The 18,250-nt window shown below is 68.3% G+C and carries 13 protein-coding genes and 4 pseudogenes; 10 read left to right on the forward strand and 7 right to left on the reverse strand.

The genetic code is table 11. The features are described from left to right. Positions 1-80: 80 nt before the first annotated feature. The 4 genes from BKA18_RS34420 to BKA18_RS34435 form a co-directional block, all read right to left on the reverse strand. Entirely contained in the window at positions 81-2,639 is a 2,559-nt protein-coding gene (locus BKA18_RS34420) for an ABC transporter permease (RefSeq protein WP_366048612.1), read from the reverse strand. A 74-nt stretch (positions 2,640-2,713) separates the two neighbouring features. Next, a complete protein-coding gene (locus tag BKA18_RS34425) occupies positions 2,714-3,484 on the reverse strand; it encodes an ABC transporter ATP-binding protein (RefSeq protein ID WP_366048611.1) in 771 nt (256 codons plus the stop codon). A gap of 179 nt (positions 3,485-3,663) precedes the next feature. After that, positions 3,664-4,359: a response regulator gene (locus tag BKA18_RS34430; protein ID WP_366048610.1), complete on the reverse strand. Its 696-nt coding sequence runs from the start codon at positions 4,357-4,359 to the stop codon at positions 3,664-3,666. Further along, positions 4,352-5,947 (reverse strand): sensor histidine kinase, encoded by a 1,596-nt coding sequence (locus tag BKA18_RS34435; RefSeq protein ID WP_366048629.1) that lies wholly within the window; start codon positions 5,945-5,947, stop codon positions 4,352-4,354. Before BKA18_RS34435 ends, BKA18_RS34430 begins: the two co-directional genes overlap by 8 nt. Before the next feature lie 337 nt (positions 5,948-6,284). Here BKA18_RS34435 and BKA18_RS34440 point away from each other — a divergent pair. From BKA18_RS34440 to BKA18_RS34455, 4 genes and pseudogenes are all read left to right on the forward strand, one after another. Beyond that, positions 6,285-7,260 (forward strand): annotated as a pseudogene (locus tag BKA18_RS34440) (AAA family ATPase); the annotation flags it as partial. A 240-nt stretch (positions 7,261-7,500) separates the two neighbouring features. After that, positions 7,501-7,605 (forward strand): annotated as a pseudogene (locus BKA18_RS34445) (3-deoxy-7-phosphoheptulonate synthase); the annotation flags it as partial. Positions 7,606-7,946: 341 nt separating this feature from the next. Then, a complete protein-coding gene (locus BKA18_RS34450; RefSeq protein WP_366048608.1) occupies positions 7,947-9,485 on the forward strand; it encodes a tryptophan halogenase family protein in 1,539 nt (512 codons plus the stop codon). A gap of 24 nt (positions 9,486-9,509) precedes the next feature. Next, positions 9,510-10,559, forward strand: a complete 1,050-nt coding sequence (locus BKA18_RS34455; RefSeq protein ID WP_366048607.1) for a cation:proton antiporter — start codon at positions 9,510-9,512, stop codon at positions 10,557-10,559. Here BKA18_RS34455 and BKA18_RS34460 read toward each other — a convergent pair. Beyond that, positions 10,475-10,795: pseudogene (locus tag BKA18_RS34460) on the reverse strand (hypothetical protein); the annotation flags it as partial. The gene BKA18_RS34455 and the pseudogene BKA18_RS34460 overlap by 85 nt on opposite strands. A 20-nt stretch (positions 10,796-10,815) precedes the next feature. Continuing rightward, entirely contained in the window at positions 10,816-11,133 is a 318-nt protein-coding gene (locus BKA18_RS34465; RefSeq protein ID WP_429638738.1) for a hypothetical protein, read from the reverse strand. On the opposite strand from BKA18_RS34465, the pseudogene BKA18_RS34470 reads away from it, so the two are divergent. From BKA18_RS34470 to BKA18_RS34490, 5 genes and pseudogenes are all read left to right on the forward strand, one after another. After that, positions 11,101-11,559, forward strand: a pseudogene (locus tag BKA18_RS34470) (SPDY domain-containing protein); the annotation flags it as partial. The gene BKA18_RS34465 and the pseudogene BKA18_RS34470 overlap by 33 nt on opposite strands. A gap of 30 nt (positions 11,560-11,589) precedes the next feature. After that, the gene (locus BKA18_RS34475; protein WP_366048709.1) at positions 11,590-11,733 is read left to right on the forward strand and encodes a hypothetical protein; all 144 of its coding nucleotides are present in this window, start codon (positions 11,590-11,592) and stop codon (positions 11,731-11,733) included. 111 nt (positions 11,734-11,844) lie between these two features. Further along, entirely contained in the window at positions 11,845-12,039 is a 195-nt protein-coding gene (locus tag BKA18_RS34480) for a hypothetical protein (RefSeq protein ID WP_366048708.1), read from the forward strand. 563 nt (positions 12,040-12,602) lie between these two features. Then, entirely contained in the window at positions 12,603-12,923 is a 321-nt protein-coding gene (locus BKA18_RS34485) for a hypothetical protein (RefSeq protein ID WP_366048707.1), read from the forward strand. A 396-nt stretch (positions 12,924-13,319) separates the two neighbouring features. Continuing rightward, positions 13,320-14,624, forward strand: coding sequence for an alpha/beta hydrolase (locus BKA18_RS34490; protein ID WP_366048706.1), 1,305 nt, complete (start codon positions 13,320-13,322; stop codon positions 14,622-14,624). 573 nt (positions 14,625-15,197) lie between these two features. On the opposite strand, the gene BKA18_RS34495 is transcribed toward BKA18_RS34490, so the two are convergent. Beyond that, positions 15,198-16,922 carry a tyrosine-type recombinase/integrase gene (locus BKA18_RS34495; protein WP_366048705.1) on the reverse strand — a complete coding sequence of 575 codons (1,725 nt, stop codon included), beginning with the start codon at positions 16,920-16,922 and terminating at the stop codon, positions 15,198-15,200. A gap of 464 nt (positions 16,923-17,386) precedes the next feature. Here BKA18_RS34495 and BKA18_RS34500 point away from each other — a divergent pair, with 464 nt between their 5' ends. Continuing rightward, positions 17,387-18,169 (forward strand): transposase family protein, encoded by a 783-nt coding sequence (locus BKA18_RS34500; RefSeq protein WP_366048704.1) that lies wholly within the window; start codon positions 17,387-17,389, stop codon positions 18,167-18,169. The last annotated feature ends 81 nt before the right edge of the window (positions 18,170-18,250 follow it).

An 18,250-nucleotide genomic window follows, 5' to 3' on the forward strand; every position in this document is an offset into this window, starting at 1 on the left:
GGCGCACCCCGTACATGCCGCCCTCAGGTCGGGCGGGGTACCCCGGAGCGGCCCTGGTCTCGGGGTACCCACCTCGTCGCTCAGGTCGTCTGGATCGAGCGCAGCATGTTCAGGCGGGCTGCCCGGCGGGCCGGCCAGATCGCCGCCAGCACGCCGATCGCCAGGGCCAGCACCAGGAAGATCCCCAGCCTCCCCCACGGCAGCGCCATCTCGTACTCCTTCATCGACGAAGTCAGCAGGCTGCCTCCAGCCCAGGCCAGGAAGATGCCCGCGCCGATCCCGAGCACCGCGCCGAACAGTGAGATCACTACCGACTCAAGCCGGATCATCTGCCTGATGCCGGAGCGGTCGAGGCCGATGGCCCGCAGCATCCCGATCTCGCGGGTGCGCTCGAAGACCGACATGGCCAGGGTGTTGACGACGCCGATGACCGCGATCACGACGGCCATGCCCAACAGCCCGTACAGCATGTTGAGGGCCGCGGTGAGCTGCCCGCTATACGACTTGATGAGCTGCTCCTGGCTTTGGACGTTCAGCAGGGGGCTGTCGCCGAGCGCGGCGCGGATCGTCCGCTCAAGGCCGACCGCCTTGCCGGGCTCGGCCTTGACCAGCACCTTGCCGAGCTTCTTGGTGCCGGAGTACGGGAGGACGTCGGCAAGCGTGCCCACTGCCCCGCCCGCGGCGCTGGTGTTGGCGTAGATGCCGACGACCGTCAGTCTCTTCTTCTCGGCCCTGCCGGCGTCCGTGCCGGCGTCGATGGTGTCGCCGGCTTTGAGGCCGGCCTTCTCGGCGAACGCGTCGGAGACCGCGATCTTCCCGGGGCCGATGGCGTGCGGCGAGCCGGCACGGAAGTCGAGCTGCGCGGCTCTGCCGAACGCCTTCGGCTCCGTGCCGGTGATCAGGACGTGCCCGCCCTTGGTATCGAGCCTTGCCGAGGTGATGGGAACGGCGGCGGCGACCCCGGGCACCCGCGTGACCTTGTCGGCCGTGTCCACGTCGAGACCACGATCGGAGCGGTTCGAGATCACGTAGTCGACGGCTAGGCTGCCCAGAGCCTTGTACGTGGCCTGCTGCATGGAGTGTCCGGCGACGGTCAGACCGGTGATCAGAGCGAGCCCGATCATCAGGGCCGAGGCGGTGGCGGCGGTGCGGCGCGGGTTCCGCAGCGCGTTCTGTCTGGCCAGCTTGCCGCTGACGCCGAAGAGGCGGGTGGTGACCTTGCCGGCCAGGGCGATCAGCGGCCGGGACAGCAGCGGGGCCAACACGATCATGCCACTCATGGTCAGCCCGGAACCGAGCATCGCGATCTGTACGAGAGAATTGAAGTCGGTCTGCGTGGAGACGTAGAGCATCACCAGTACCCCGGCCCCGGTGAGCAGGGTGCCGAGCACGTTGCGGATAAGCAGGGCACGTGCGGGCGGCGCCTGATCGACGCTGCTGAGCACCTCGACGGGGGCGATCTTCGCGGCCTTGCGGGACGGCAGCCAGGCGGCCAGGACCGTGACAAGGACGCCGACCGCGAGCGAAGAGGCAACGGTCGCGGGCGAGATGACCAGCGGCCCGTCGGGCAGTGCGGCACCGGTCGTGTTGAGCAGCGGGACCATGGCGGTGGCGATGCCCAGGCCGAGCGCGAATCCGCCGACGGAGGCTACGAGGCCGAGCAGGGTCGCCTCGATGAGGACGGAGCGTACGACCTGGCGGCGCGAAGCGCCCACGGCCCGCATCAGTGCGATCTCGCGGCTGCGCTGGGCGATGAGCATGGTGAAGGTGTTGGCGATGATGAACGCGCCGACGAACAGCGCGATGCCGGCGAAGACCGTCAGCATCTTGGCGAAGGCACTGTTGTCCTGCGTGATCTGTCCGGACAGCTCGGCGGCCAGGTCGGCGCCGCTGGTGGCCTGGGCGCCCTTCGTGGGGAGCAGCGTGCGCACCTGGTCGGTCAGTGCCCGCTCGTCGGTTCCGGGGTTGGCCGCGATGGCGATCTCGTCGAATTGGCCGGGGTGGAGGTACAGCTTCTGTGCGGTCGGGGTGTCGAAGAGGGCGAGGGTGGCGCCGGCGGTGACCCGTGGGTCGTCGGTGGAGACGATGCCGACCAGCTTCTTGGTCAGGGTGGGCCCGTTGGTGGCGAAGCGGACGGTGTCGCCTATCCGGTAGCCGGCCTTCTCGGCGGTCTTGGCATCCAGCGCCAGTTCGCCCTCGGCGACGGGGCCGCGGCCTTCCTTCAGCGGGAACCGGCTGTCCTTGCCGTCCTTGCCGGGCTGGTAATTGATAGCGAGGTTCTGCCAGTTGTTGTCGGCGTTGACCGGACGGCCGTCCTTGGCGGCCAAGGTGGCCTGGCCGTTGACCGTGGGGCGCGCTGCGGCGACGCCGGGCAACGCGCGGATCTTCCGCGCCAGCGTGGCGTCGAGGACGGTGGTCCGCTGGCGGTCCGCGCCGCCGGGCCCGGAGTCGTCCACCGCCCGTACGGAGACGGCCACGTCCCTGAGGTTCGTGGCAGCGGCGCTGCGGTAGGCGTTCGTGACGGTGTCGCCGAAGACGAGGGTGCCGGAGACGAAGGCGACACCGAGCAGGACCGCGAGCGCGGTCATGATCAATCGGGCTTTGTGCGCAAGGACGTTACGCAGGGCGTTACGCAGCATGGTCGGAGTCCGTTCTGGAGGTACACGGCCGGGACAGGGGAGCAGGATGGGGGTGGAAGCCGTGCCGGGACGCGTCAGCTCGTCCGCTCCTGGGCGTCGAAGCTCCGCATGCGGTCCAGCACGCCCTCGGAGGTGGGGGCGGACAGATCGTCGATGAGCCGCCCGTCGGCGAGGAAGACCACCCGGTCCGCGTAGGAGGCGGCCACCGGGTCATGGGTGACCATCACGACCGTCTGCCCCAGCTCGCGTACGGAATCCCGCAGAAAGCCCAGGAGCTCCGCGCCGGAACCGGAGTCGAGGTTGCCGGTCGGCTCGTCCGCGAAGACGATCTCCGGGCGCCCGGCCAGCGCACGGGCCACGGCGACCCTCTGCTGCTGACCGCCGGACAGCTGCGACGGGCGGTGTCGCAGCCGCCCGGACAGGCCGACGGTCCCCACGATCAGATCCAGCCACTCCTGGTCGGGCTTGCGGCCGGCGATGTCCAGCGGCAGCGTGATGTTCTCCAGGGCATCCAGCGTGGGCAGCAGGTTGAACGACTGGAAGACGAAGCCGATCTTCTCCCGACGCAGCCTGGTCAGTTGCCCGTCGCCCAGGCCGGACAACTCCGTGTCACCGATCCGGGCCGAGCCGCCGGAGATCGTGTCGAGCCCCGCCATGCAGTGCATCAGCGTCGACTTCCCGGATCCGGACGGCCCCATGATCGCGGTGAATCGGCCGCGTCCGAACTCCACGGAGACCGAGTCGAGGGCGACCACGCGGGTCTCGCCCTCGCCATAGATCTTGGTCAGCTCCGTCGCACGGGCGGCAACGCCCAAGGAGGGGGACAGGGTGGCAGGCTGCGACATGGGACTCTCCTGGAAGGGGTGCGGAACTTCCGTCCATCGTGGCCGCGCTGCACCCCCGAATCCGTCGCCCTCAGGTCGGGAATGCGCCGCATACCTGAGGGCTACCCGCCGTTGCCGTGTCGTCCCAGCGGGCCATGGCCCCTCTACCCGAAGAGAGACCCGACGCCCCGGCCCGGGGCTTACCCCATCAGCCCGGCCTGGTGCGCCAACAGCGCCGCCTGCACCCGGCTGCCGCACCCCGTCTTCCCCAGGACCGACCGGACATGGGTCTTGACGGTCCCCACACCGATGCCGAGTCGCCTGCCGATCTCCAGGTTCGACAGCCCCTCCCCCAGCATGACCAGCACCTCCTGCTCCCGGTCCGTCAGCCCCGCCACCCTGCCGTCCGAGGCAGCGGCCACGGCGCCGGCCCCACCACTCAGCATCCGCCGGACAACGGCCCCGGTGACGCCGGGCGAGAGCACCGCGTCCCCCATGGCCGCCGCCCGCACCGCGCGGATCAACTCCTGCCGCCCCTCGTCCTTGAGCAGAAAGCCGGTGGCACCCGCCCGCAGGGCCCCGATCACGTTCTCCTCGTCCCCGAAGGTGGTGAGCATGACGACCTGTGGCGCGGGGTCGAGGGCGGCCAGCGGCTCGACAGCCGCCAACCCGTCGAGTACGGGCATACGGATGTCGAGGAGCAACACATCGGGCCGGAGCTCGGCGGCGAGCCGGACTGCCTCGGCACCGTTGACTGCCTCGCCCACCACCTCGATGCCCTCGGCGTGCCGGAGGACCAGCCGGACGCCATGCCGGATCATCTCCTCGTCATCCACGAGCAGCACCCGGATCACGGAACCCGGCCCGGAGCCCGCGGAGTCAGCCTGATCAGTCATGCGTCCTACTCCCACGGGACGGTCCGGTCACCTTTTCCGTCACCACAGGGACGGTGAAACGATCGATCGCGATCAAAACGTCGGAGCGGAAGCAGTAACGGACAAGCTCCAGCCGCTCGCCCTTCGGCTCCCTGCCCGGGTACGGATAGATGCAGTCCGTGGCGGAGCCCGGCCGCGGCGGCTCGCGCCCCGCGGCGGCCGCGCGGGACGCGCTGTCATCGGGCGCCACGTTCCCCACCACCTGCTCCCGCGCCATCCCCACCCGGGGCTTTTCCGGGCTCCGGTACCTGGGACCGTGCTGCGACCGGTCCACCAGAATGACCCCGAACAGCATCATCACGCCCACCCCCGCCAGGCCGAGCAACCCGGTGACGGCGCCGGCGAGCCGCCGCTGGAAGGCGGAGAGCCCGCTGCCCGGCCCGAGGTCGGCAGCGATCGGCCCCTTCTCGTACGACGCCGCGTCCGCCGTCTCCACGCCGGGCCCGGGGTCGGCGGGGATATCGGCCGCCACGGCGAACCCGCCGCCAGGCGTCCGCCCCGCCTCCAAGTCGCCGCCGAGCAACCCCACCCGCTCCCGCAGTCCGGTCAGGCCGCGCCCGGTGCCGAGTCCGGTCGCGGCGGCGGGCGGCACGGGCGGCACGCCGTTGCGCACTCGCACCTCCACCCGCTCACCGGTGTGGCGGACGGCGACGGTCACATGGGCCCCGGCCGCGTACCGGTGAACGTTGGTCAGCGACTCGCGCACCACCCGGTGGACCGCCCGCCGCACCTGGGCCGACCGCGCATCGAGTTCCGGCCCCTCCCAGACCAACTCGACGGGAATGCCAACGCCGCGCGTCTCCTCGATCAGTGCCTCGATATCCGCACGCGTACCCGTCGCCTCCGTCAGCGCGTCAGTGCCGGTATCCCGCCCCACCGGGCCCAGGACCCCAAGCACCTGCCGCAGCTCCTGCATCGCGTCACGGGCGGCACGGGCCACCACAGTGGCCTCGTCCCGCAACTCCGGCGCGTCCTTCCACAGCGCCGCCTCCAGCCCACCCGCATACAGCGAGACCAGGCTGAGCCGATGCCCGACCAGATCGTGCATCTCCGCAGCGATACGCGACCGCTCCCGCACGCGAGACTCGCTGTCCGCCAGCCGCCGCGCCTCCTCTGCCGCGGCGGCGCGCTCCCGCAACGCCCGCAGCAGCCGGTCCTGCTGCCCCGCGGCAGTGCCCGCCAACCCGGGCACGATGACCGTGGTGGTGGCGAGCACCGCACCCAGCGCCAGACCGAACGACCTGCTCCCCAGCTCCAGCACGGGCGCGGACGCCGCGCAGGCGGCCACCGCCAAAGCAGCCGCACCGAGCAACAGCCCGGCCCGCCGCCGTGGCCTCTCCACCTGCCGCGTCGCGGTGTACGCGGCCACCGCGGTCAGCAGCGCCACGGAGGGCACAACCCCCATCAGCGCCGCGAGCCCCACCACACCGGCCGCCGGGAACCGGCGCCGCACCAGCACCAGCGCGATGCCGATGAGCCCCAGGGCCGCCGCCCCGTCCCTCAGCCTGTCGATCGCCGACTCACCCGTGTAGGTGAGCAGCACCAGCACCCCGGCCAAGACCGCCTCACCCGCAGCCCGCCACAACCCCCACCCTCGCTCCCCGGGCCCCACGAAGGGGCTACGAGACGGGCGGTTCTCGGCGATAGGTGGAGCACTGGACGACATAGCGCCGATTATTGGGGGATCCCGCACGGAAGTTCTGTACGCCTTGCGGACGACCTGCCTCTACCCAAAGGCAGAGGCCCACAAGGCGGCCAGGGGCCAGCACGCATGTGCTGGACCCGGGCGAGGCGTCCGACGCATCGGCAAACGAGCCATGAGACAGGTTCTGTTCACGCTCCGGCCTCTTCCTTCCCGCTGGGAGTGGTTGGGAGCCATCTGGGAGCCAGGGCGTGCCGTTGTCGATCTACGGCTGAGTGCCTTCGACTATCGGGACAGCCGGGCCTTCTGGCAGATCGCCGACCCGCTGACCGCGCTGAAGGTGCACGCGGTCTTGGGCGGCGCCCCCGGCTACCGGCTGGTGGCTGCCCGGCCGCATCCGGACGACGGCTTCGACACCTGGCTCACCCGGACGCTGCTGGACCCGGGGCGGGCGGTGTACTCACGTATCGAGACCGAGTACTTGCTGCGTGAGGACCCGAGGATCACGCAGCACACCCTGTACTGCGACATCCTCACCGCGATCGCGCAGCGCCACCACCCCCAGCAGGATCGGTGCCGCCCTGGAGCGCCCGCGCAACGCCGTCGCTCACCCGCTCGGAGTGCTGGAATCCACCGGCTACATCCGGAGGGAACAGGACATCCTCCGCTCCAGGCACCCCGTCATCACGCTCGCCGACCCCGTCATCCGCTTTAACCAGCTCATCACCCTCCCGCAGGCCGCTGCCGTGGAACAGGGCTTCGCCGAGCAGGTGTGGCAACAGGCCGCTCCGACCTTCAACTCCAAGATCCTCGGGCCGCACTTCGAGGACCTGGCCCGCGACTTCACTCGTCGTTACGCCCACACCCTGTTGCCCGGTGGACTGCCCGGCCCGGTCGGCACCACCGAGGTCGCCGACCAGGCTGCCCGGACCAAGCACGAGGTCGATGTCATCGCCCTGGCCGCCGGCGAGCGCCCGCAGGCCCCTAGCGCGAGGATTGCGCTGCTGGGCGAGGCCAAGGCGACGGCCGCCCGCCGTGGGACCGGTGACCTGGAGCGCCTGGAACGTATCCGTGCCCTGCTCGCAGATCAGGGGTACGACACCGCTGCCACCACTCTGGTTCTGTACTCACTGCACGGCTTCTACCCTGACCTGGTGGACCTGGCCGAACGCCGAGACGACCTCCTCCTGGTCGATCTGCCCACTCTCTACGGCGGCTGACACCAAGAGTGGCCAGTCTTCGAACCAGGTGCGTAGCGGGCGGCTGAAGGCAGCCAACCAGGCCGTCGTAGCTGGGTGCGAGCGACCTGGGACGCGGCGGAGAAGCCCGTAGAGGCCTCGGCCAGTGTGAGACATCATTCACCCGGCTATGCCGTGGTCACCGCGCGCGGCAGACGTCCTCGCCCAGTTGCGCCGAAGCATTGAGATCCAGAGCATCCCGCGAGCCTCTGTACGGTTCAGCCCCTGCACGGCAGCACCTTCACCGCTCCCGACAGGCGCAAGACCCGCAGCCTCGACGTCATTCTCGACGAGGTGCGCGGCTTCTTCGAGGTGCATCGCTCGTTGGCGTGCGCTCAGGCGCGTTCCGGCGCGTGGAGTTCCGGCCACACGACCCCGTCAATCCGACGGCAAGAGGACCCTCCTCGCTGCCGTCCCACCTCCCGTCAGCGCCTCGACCGAGAGGCGCGCATCCCTCAATGCCATCGCCGGGCACGTGGGCATGACCCCACTCGCCACCCCGGACGGCTGCCCGAGCCTGCGCGTGCGCGTGGTTTGCAGGTCGGAGCATCCGAAAGGAGCCCAATTTAACTAGCATTCCGGGGAGTTGGGAAATCCGGCCATCACGATATCCGCATGCGACGTTCATGTCGCACGGGTCAATGGAGAGTCTGCTCTTGGAGGGTTTGATGCTGCAAAGCATTGTGGTCGTAGGCGGTGGCACATCGGGGTGGATGACGGCATCGTACTTGATCGCCGCATTCGGCGATCGAATTTCGATAACGGTGGTCGAATCGGCGAGGATCAGCACGATCGGTGTCGGCGAGGCGACGTTCAGTACAGTGCGGCACTTCTTCGATTACTTGGGTCTGTCCGAAAGCAGTTGGATGCCCGCCTGCAACGCCACCTACAAACTCGGCATCCGATTCGAGAACTGGCGGGAGCAAGGGCACCACTTCTACCATCCCTTCGAGCGGCAGCGAGTGGTCGACGGTTTCAGCCTCACCGACTGGTGGCTGCGCAACCCGGACGCTGACCGCTTCGACAAGGACTGCTTCCTCATCGGGACGCTGTGCGACAACGAGAAGTCGCCCCGCCATCTCGACGGCTCGCTGTTCGAGAAGGGAATCTCCGAGAAGGATCTCTATCGCACCACACTGGCAGAGCAGAACACCCAATTCCCCTACGCCTACCATTTCGACGCCGCCCTGCTGGCCGACTTCCTGCGTGACTACGGGGTGGAGCGCGGGGTCAATCACGTGGTGGACGACGTCGTCGATGTCGTCCAGGACGAGCGTGGCTGGATCACCCACGTCACCACCCGCGAGCAAGGTGACCTGGAGGGTGACCTGTTCGTCGACTGCACCGGCTTCAAAGGTCTGCTGATCGGCAAAACGCTGGGCGAGCCGTTCGAGTCCTACCAGGACACCCTCCCCAATGACAGCGCCGTGGCGCTGCGGGTGCCGGTGGACATGGAGCGCGACGGTCTGCGCCCGTGTACCACGGCCACCGCTCAGGAGGCGGGCTGGATCTGGACCATCCCGCTGCTCGGACGTATCGGCACCGGCTATGTCTACGCCAGCGACTACACCACCCCGGAGAAGGCCGAGCGCACGCTTCGCGAGTTTGTCGGCCCGGCGGCGGAGAACCTGGAGGCCAACCACATCCGCATGCGGATCGGCCGCAGCCGCCGGTCCTGGGTGCACAACTGCGTTGCCGTCGGCCTGTCCAGTGGTTTCGTCGAGCCGTTGGAGTCCACGGGCATCTTCTTCATCCAGCAGGCGATCGAGCAACTGGTCAAGCACTTCCCGGACGCCAACTGGGACGAGCGTCTGCGCGATTCCTACAACCAGGTCGTCAACCGCTGCATGGACGGCGTCCGCGAGTTCCTCGTGCTGCACTACTACGCCGCGGCACGGGCGGACAACGACTACTGGCGTGACACCAAGACGCGCAAGATCCCGGATTCGCTCGCCGAGCGGATCCAGCAGTGGCAGACGAGAATGCCGGACTCCGAGTCGGTCTACCCGCACTACCACGGGTTCGAGCCCTACTCGTATGTGTGCATGCTCCTCGGGCTGGGCGGTATCCCGCTCAAGCCCCCGCCCGCCCTGGAACTGTTCGACGCGTCCTCGGCCCAGCGGGAGTTCGGCCTGGTGGCCGAGCAGGCCAGGAACCTGGAACGGTCCTTGCCCACCCAGTACGAGTACTTCGCGCAGTTCCGCTAGACGAGTCCGGGGAGCAAAGAGACGATGATCGATCTGGGGCTGTCCGGGGTGCACCTGATCGCGCTGCTCGGCGTCGTGTTCCTGATCGCCGCGGCCGGACGCAGGGGGGCCAGGCTGCTGCGTCTGCCCTCGGTGGTCGGGGAGATTCTGGTGAGTCTGCTCCTCGGTCCCGTCTTGGTGGCCTTGGTGGGCCGGCAGACCTTCCAGGCACTGCTGCCTGAGGACATCATGGGCCTGCTGGGTCAGATGGGCAATGCGGGGCTCCTGCTGTTCCTGGTCGGCATCGTCTACCGGTTGGAGCATGGATCGACCGGGCTGCGCAGCCGCGCGGTGGCCCGGGTGACGGCGGGGCTGTTCGTGCTGCCTCTGCTCACCGGGCTGGCCTTCGCCGGGTGGCTGCTCTGGCTCGGCCCGGCGGAGCTGCGCGGCAGCGCGCCGTGGTCCGCGTTGCTGGTGCTGCTGGCTGTGGCGATGAGCGTGACCGCGGTGCCCGTGCTCGCCCGCATCGTCGAGGAGCGCGAGGAGGACCTCGGCCGTTCCGGCGAGCTCACCATGATGTCCGCCATGGTCATCGACACCCTGGCCTGGCTGCTGTTGATCGTGGCGCTGGGCCTGGCTGCGGGCGGCGTCGGCGGGGTCAGCGCGACCTTCGCGGTGACCCTGGTCGGAGCGGTGGTGGCCTTTGCGGGGTACAGGTTACTGTCGGCCCCGGTGGTCGGGCAGGCGTGCGCCCGGAGCCCGCGCGCGGCGACCGTGCTGCTCGCCGTCGCCACCGTGGTGGCAGGCACTCAGGCGCACAGGGCTGGCCTGACTGCCATCTTCGGAGCGTTCATGGTCGGCATGATGATCCCGAAGGACGACGTGGACTGTCCGTGGCCCTCGATGGTGGCTACGCTCAGCCGGATCGGCCGGGTGCTGGTACCGGCGTTCTTCGTAGCCACCGGGGTGACGCTGTCCACTGGTCCGTTGGACTCGCTGCCCTGGACGGCCGGCTCGCTGACGCCGCGGTATGCCTCGTCGGGCAGGTCGTGGGGGGCGACGGCGGCGATGAGGAAACCGTCGCGCTCGTCGTGACGGTGGAGGACAGCGAGCCTGGCACCGTCCGACCGGGCCAGGACGGCCGCCTGCTGGAGCGGGTGATGGGCGAGGGCCTCGGCGACGAGGTCCAGGTCCCAGATCCGGTCAACCAGTTCGGCGAGGTCATCCTTGCGCTCGGGCGGGAGATAGGCGCTGGTCCAGCTGTCAGGGAGTTCGCTGGCGAGGACGTCAGCGAACGAGGCGAGACGCTCGGAGTTTTCGTGGTCGTGCATGGTGTCCTTGGGCGGGTGGGTCAGCGGCGCATCGCGGCGGCAACGGGCGGGGGAGGCGGAGCCGGAACGGTGCGCGGCGGGGGCGGGCAGGCGCACACGGCGGAGCGCTCTCGCTCGTTGGCGGGGACCTGCTCGGTGCAGATGCTGCGGCCGGGATGCGGGACGTGGCGGTCGGCGAGGTCGTTGCGTGTGTGGGAGAGGTCGCTCCTGATGACGCCCAGGCGCTCGTCGGCGAGGTAGCGCAGGCGTCGGGCGATGTGCGGGTCGGCCGCGTCGCCGAGGCCCTCGTGGAACTCGGCGGAGCACCGCTCATCAACCGTGGCTGGGAGGTCGACCACTCCCCGGTGGGGCGTCTTCGCGGTCCAGTCGGCCGACGGGCTTGCCGGGCTGGAGTTCACCACCGGACACCTCGACCCGGAAGCCGAGCTGACCACCCGCGACGCCCGATGGCGGCTGTGGGCCGGCACTTCCTCGATCGCCCCGCCTGGTACGCCACCGCCAGCACCGACGCCCCTGTCGCCCTGCTCAAAGTCGTCACCGACTGTGTCTCCGACCCGGCCCCGCTGCCCCGATGGCGACAGGACACCCACAGCTACGTCGAGGGCCTGGCCCAGCTCACCCCCACCCTTCCTCCGAGCCCCCCGGCCCCCACCCCACTCGACATTCAACGGGCCGCCTCTCGCGGCCCGGCTGTACTCCCCGCTCCCAGCGTCCCGCGCTGGAGTACCACCAGCCGCCCTGCCCTGCCCGGCCCCCGTCGATAGGCCCTGCGCCACTCCTAGCGGAAGCCGCTCATGTCACTCCAAGCCCGCCAGTTCTTCGCCGAGCTGTGCCTGCCCTTCACCGACAGCACGGTCGTCGGGAACACCTACTACGCCCACCCCTATCGCGGGAGCCATCAGGTTCGCCTGCCACAACGTCAGGAAAGTCAGCATTGAGGAGATCCTCGCTGATGCCGGCTACCAGGGGTTGGGCGCGCAGACCGCGGATGCGTGGTGACACCAACGCACCGTAAGTTCAAGAAGAACGCGCCTGGCTGGTATGAGGAGATGTACGAACGACAGCGCAAGGCACACTCCTCGCGACGCATCCGGGACGAGCACGGCATCGCGCACCTGAAGAACTGGCGGGCATTGGCCCGCCACCTCGGCCGTCGCGAGCACATGAGCGACACCATCCAGGCCGTCGCCGGCCTGCTGTCCCACCAGCAGACTACGGACCTGACCTCGGCTCAGCAGGTGTGAACACAGAGCCCCACCGAAGCCCTCGATGCCTCACCGCCAACCATGCACGAGCTCGTTAGCACTCTCCTCAGCGGACTGAACTGGCATCATTCGAACGTTCGCACCCTAACCCCGACAGAACTGGACGTTCCGAACCCCGGACAACCACCCAGCGTGTCGCCACACAGCGCAGCGAGAACTAACTGAGCGTCACGAAGTGGCCCTATTCTCGCGTATCTCCTCCGTCCCCTTCCCTGGTCGTTTATCGGACTTGGGTCCACTGACGGCCCGTTAGGGTGCGCCCGCAGTAAATGCCGGATTTACTGCGGCGGAGCCTCTGCGGTGATCATCGCGACCTGCGGCGGGCCATACCGGCCGCCGGGGTGAGGTGTACGCATTTACTGCTGCAGAGCTGGAAGGGCGGGGCGGGTGTCGTCGCTTCCCAGGACCAGCCCTATCCGCCGAACCCGCTACCCATCTTCGGCCGCCGCGGTGTACGACGCGGGAGGGGCGGACAGCGGCGGGCAAGGAAGGCCCGGTGGGCCAGGATCGCTTCTTCGGGGTAGATCGCCTTGTGGCCGAGGGTGACGTTGAGACGAGGCCCGGCCAACTTCCAGACGTGCTCCCGCACTTCGGACCGGGCCGAGCGGATTGCAGCTGGCATCCAGGAGCCGCTCGGCTTCCTCAGCCCGATCGAGTTCGACGAGCAGCACTACACCGACCATGCGACGGCCGAACAAGCGAAGATGAAACCCTGTCAATCCACCCTGAACCAGCTGATCAGCACCTCCCGTACAACGGGGGAACCTCAGACCTACAACTTCAAGACGGGCTATGCGCAATCTTCTCCGGAACGACCGCACTCGCCCTACGCCTGCCACGCACTTGCACTGATCCAGCCATGAGGCCCCCCGAGCGCGCCCACCACGCCGGCCCGACCGAGGCCCCCGCCGTTGCATCCGCGCAGACCGGACCCCGGCTGCACTGTTACCTCTCAGTGATGAAAATATCAAGATATCCTCATGTGGGGGAATAATCATGGCGCCATGAAGCATTCGAATGATCGTGCTGGAGCACGCGCGGTGGCTCCCGCGGCATCCTTGGTCAAGAGACATTCGGCCGGCGTCGCTGCCGGGTCGGTGGCTGGATTTCTCGTCACGTCGCTCCTGGTCCCGCAGCACGCCTGGGCCGGCCCGGAGCCCACCCCGAAGGCAAGCTCGGCGCAGGCGGTCCGCTGGAGCGACTGTCCAAAGCCAAACCCGCCGTTTCCCATTCCGAGCAAGCGCACGGAGTGCGGCACCGTGCGGGTTCCGGTCAACTGGGCCAACCCGGACGGACCGACGATGAAGATCGCGGTGGCTCGCCAGAAGGCCACCAACCCCAGCAATCGCATCGGAGTGCTGCTCTCCAACCCAGGAGGCCCCGGAAACACGGGTCTCGACGATGCCTATTACGCCGATTCCCCGATCGACGGCTACAAAAAGAGCATCAGGGAGCGCTTCGACATCATCGGCTTCGACCCGCGCGGTATCGGCCACAGCGGACAGCTGCGGTGCGACAAGCAGCTCGCCGCGAGCATCCCCACCCGCCCGAAGAACGCCGCGGAATTCCAGCGCATGCGCGAGATGAACAAGCAGCTCGCGGACAGCTGCCGTCAGCACACCGGCCCGCTGGTCGACCACATGGACGCCGAAAGCGTTGCCCGCGATATGGACACGATCCGCGCAGCCCTCGGCGAGCAGAAGATCAGCTTCCTTGGCCACTCCTACGGCACGCTCATCGGCCAGCGCTACGCCAGCCTCTTCCCCCAAAGGCTCCGGGCGCTGGCCCTCGACAGCGCCATGGACCCCGCACGCCCTGACGCCAAGCGCTCCCTCATGGACGGAACCGCTGCCGTTGAGGGCGTGGTGCAGCGACTGGCGGACTGGTGCACCAAGGACGCCTCGTGTGCCCTGAAGGGCAAGGACGTGAAGGCCGTTATCCGTCAGCTCTTCGCCCGCGCCGACAACGGCACGCTGGTTGAACCCGGTCCGCAAGGCCCCACGCGAAAGAAGATCACTGCTGACCAGCTGGCCGCCTTCCTCTACGACTCCCTGGGGTCGTGGAACCCGCAGGGCACCGCCCAGAGCCTGGCCGCATTGCGCAGCGGCAGGGGGACATCGAAAGGCATCGTCAGAGACCCCACCCCTGAGATTGCCTGGCGCCCGGTGCTCTGCCGCGACTTCGACTTCCGCCTGCGAGACTACGCCCACTACCGCGCCCTGCTCCAGCAAGCCAAATCCGCCCACCCGCAGGCCCGCTACAACGCCCAGGCACTGGACATGATCCTCGGCTGCCAGGGATGGCCGACCGCTCCCAAGCCGCAGCCGGGCCAGAAGAAGGGCCCGCTCCCGCCGGTGCTGGTGGTCAACGCCAAGTACGACATCGCGACTCCACTCGTCGGCGCACACCGCATGGCACGCTCATTTCCCAAGGGAAGGCTCGCCGTCCTCGACACCGGTGGCCACTGGCTCTATCAAAATCGCCAGTCGTCCCCTGCACTGGCCATCGACACCTACCTCCTTACGCTGAAGACCCCGCCCCGCGGCACGGTCTACCAACCCTGAAATGCGGTTGGCCTCCTTGCCGGATCACGGGTACACCCCGCCTGATTCGCAGAAGCCGTATTCAGACCGATCACCGAGCTTGGGGATCGAACAAGGGTCCTGATCGGATGACCATGGGAGTGGTTCATTCGTGAGAACAGGGCCTGGTGGCGATTCGGAAGGCGTTGAAGTCTCGCCGAGCGCCAGGAGGCCCTGCTTGTCGAAGTCACGACGGGCAGTGGCCGCCAGTGATGCTCCTCTTCCATTCGTTCGCGTCCATGAACTGAATTCTGGCATGACGCGCATATAGGCATGAAGCACCCTCAATCTGCCCCGGCGGGCCTCGCGTCGGCCTGGACAGTCAGGCTGAGACTGTGGCCGCCGCTCTCAGGAACAAACTCCGCGCGACGGCCTACCGGTACCACTGAGGTTCCGACCAAGTCTGCGCCGCCAGGCCCGAGCGCTATGCGGCTCGACTGACCGGCATCCGCCCACCTGATCGGCTGCGCCATGAGAAAGGCCCGCTCCTCGGGAGGAGCGGGCCTGACCCATACATCGGCTTCGTGATGTCGGCTTCAGCCTACGACAGCCCCGTCATGCCGTGGCGTCCGCTGAGTCGAGGTTCGGGTTCTGCGAGCAGACCTTCAGAGCGTCCATCCGGGCCTGCTCGAACGCCCTCTTCACGGCGAGCTTGTTGATCCCACGAGCGTGGGCCTCGGTGCTCCCGTCGGGCCGGAACTCAGTGCGGAACTCGGCGCCCCGCATGGTGAAGCCGTCAGGCTCGAACTCCCACGTCCATCGGCTGGTCACGGGAAGCGGTTCGTAGTTGAGGTCACCGTCAGGGCCGTACGAAGCCAGGGCGGAGTGTACGAATTCGCGGTCTGGCATGCGGGTCCAGACGCCCCCGCCCCCAGTCCATCGCTCGCGTTCATCGGGGCCGATGGCGCCGCGTCTGGTGATCTTGTCCTCGGGGCAGCCATTCGCGCGCATGGCTTCGATCGCATCCGCGTGGTCGTCGTTCCACTGGTCAGCGACGTCTTGGACGTGCTGGCGGTCAGCGAAGGGCGCCTCGCGGCCATCCAGCGTGACGACGATGACCGGCGCGATGTCGTACTCCGTACCGTCTTGCGCCATGTCGCTTGCGTCCTTCCAGGTCTGTTGGGCCAGGCCGGAGTGCTGGCGAGGCATGTGAGGGAGGCCGTCCGTCGCGGACGCGAGTCCGGAGCGCTCAAGGAAGCCAGGCAGCGGGGCGGTCGGGTCCATGGCCCATTCGACGGCGGCCATGACCTCGTCGTCCAGCGCGTCCAGGAGGTGGCCGTACCGGTCCACGGTGGTGGTGATGGACTCGTGGCCAAGCCGCCCCTGGATGGCGGGCAGGGGCACCTTTGCAGCGATGAGCCACGACGCGTGGGAGTGGCGAAGGTCATGGATGCGCGGTCGCTTGATGAGCCCGTACTTCTCCGCGGCCAGCTTGATCGCGGGCACCCGGCGAAGCCGGCGGAAGGTGCCGGGGTCCCACTTGCCGCCCTCCGGTCCGGTGAACAGGAGGGCGTCCGGAGCCAAGCCCTTAGCGCGGCGCCGGAGCATCCAGTCCAGCTTGTGGGTGATGACGACCGTCCGGCGGGACTTCCAAGTCTTGCGCGGGCCGAGAATGGACTTGCCGTCCTCGTCCTTCTTACAGGCTCTCTGGACGCGGATAGCGGGCCTGCCGTTCCGGTGGCGGAGGTCGCGGGGCTGGAGCGCGGTGGCCTCGCCCCAGCGGAAGCCTGTCTCCGCGATGGTCTCGCCGAGTTCCTTGGCGTCGTCCTTGAGGCACTCGTGAATCCAGGCCCATTCCTCGCGTTCGAGGAAGACTGTCTCCACCTCGTCTTCAGCAGCGTCGAGCCGGGGGAGTCGCGTCTTGGCACACGGGTTGGACGCACGCAGCGACGGTTCCGCATCGACAGCAGACTGCAAGATCGCGGAAAGGAGGCCGTGCTTGTTCTGGACGGTCTTCGGCGCGTACTTCGTACGGGGCTTCCGGTCGCGGGGGTCGAGCGGGGCGAGTCGTCCGGCCTCCAGGTCGTTCACCCAGTCCTGCACCATCGTCCGGACGATGCTGCCCTCGCCGTCCTCCACGGAGTACGGCCCGAACCAGGGCGCCATGTTCTCGCGTATTTCCTTCTTGTACTTACTGCGGGTGTCGCCCTGGATACCGGTGAGCCGGTCCACGTAGGCAAGCGCGAAGGGCTCGAACATCGTCTCCTGGCGGCGCCGGTCCGCAACAAAAGCGTGACCCTTGATCCAGCCCGGCGGCCAGTGCTCGCCTTGGCCCTTCACGAGGTCACGGAACCGCTCAGCCGAGGTCAGATCATCGAAGGGCTCTGACTCCCGCTTTCCGGTCCGGGCTCCACCTGCACGCCAGCGGACGACGTAGGGAGTCCCCGTCCTTGCGTTCCTTGGTCTCGATGTAGGCCATGCGGAAGACCGTAATCGAAGAGATGTGCCCACCTCGTGCCCACCAGAAGCAACAAAAGAGCCCTTCTGGCCTGCGTTTCCGCAGGCCAGAAGGGCTTTCCTTCTGTGGAGCCTAACGAGCTCGTGCATGGTTGGCGGTGCGGTGTCGACTCTCGATCGTTGATCATGGATGTGTGATTGGGAACGCGACTAGGGCAGGGATCATCAGCGATCGGAGGATCACGCGCCTGTCGGCCGATGTGATCGCTGAACTCGTCGCCGAGGTGGGCCCGTTGTGGCATGAACGTCACCAGGCCAAGCTTGTGTCCCGGACACGGAAGCGGGCCGTGGGCGCCGGTGCGAAGCACCGGCTGGTGTTCGTCGACCGGCTCCTGGTCACGCTCGTCCATCTCCGCCATGGGACCACTCACGACGTGCTGGCCTGCTGGTTCGGCGTGGACCGCTCCACCGTCACCCGGGCCGTCGGCGAGGTGCGGCCCCTGCTCGCCGAGCGGGGGTGCACCGTCACCCCCGGCATCCGGCTGCGGACGCTGGCCGAGGTCGTCGACCATCTCGGCGCAAGTGGCGGAACGGGCATCATCGACGGCTCCGAGATCCGGGTCCGGCGGCCGGCCGTGGGACGCAAGGACCGGGACAAGTTCATCTCCGGCAAGAGCAAGCAGAACGCGGTCAAGACCATGGTGGTCACGGACGAGGACGGCCGTGTGCTGTTCTGCAGCCCGACCAAGCCCGGAAGTTGCGCGGACATCACGCACGCTCGCCAGTTAGGGCTGGTCAAGCTCTTGGCCGACGGGCCCGCGGTGGAGATCCTCGCCGATGCCGGCTACCAGGGTCTGGGCGCGCAGACCGGCGGGCGCGTGGTGACACCGCCGCACCGCAAGTTCAAGAAGAACGCGCCTGGCTGGTACGAGGAGATGTACGAACGACAGCGCAAGGCACACTCCTCGCGACGCATCCGGGACGAGCACGGCATCGCGCACCTGAAGAACTGGCGGGCATTGGCCCGCCACCTCGGCCGTCGCGAGCACATGAGCGACACCATCCAGGCCGTCGCCGGCCTGCTGTCCCACCAGCAGACTACGGACCTGACCTCGGCTCAGCAGGTGTGAACACAGAGCCCCACCGAAGCCCTCGATGCCTCACCGCCAACCATGCACGAGCTCGTTAGCGGGCCGTCGGCGAGTGCCACC

Origin of the sequence: Streptomyces auratus (genome assembly GCF_050433025.1) — a bacterium.
Lineage (GTDB): Bacteria > Actinomycetota > Actinomycetes > Streptomycetales > Streptomycetaceae > Streptomyces > Streptomyces sioyaensis.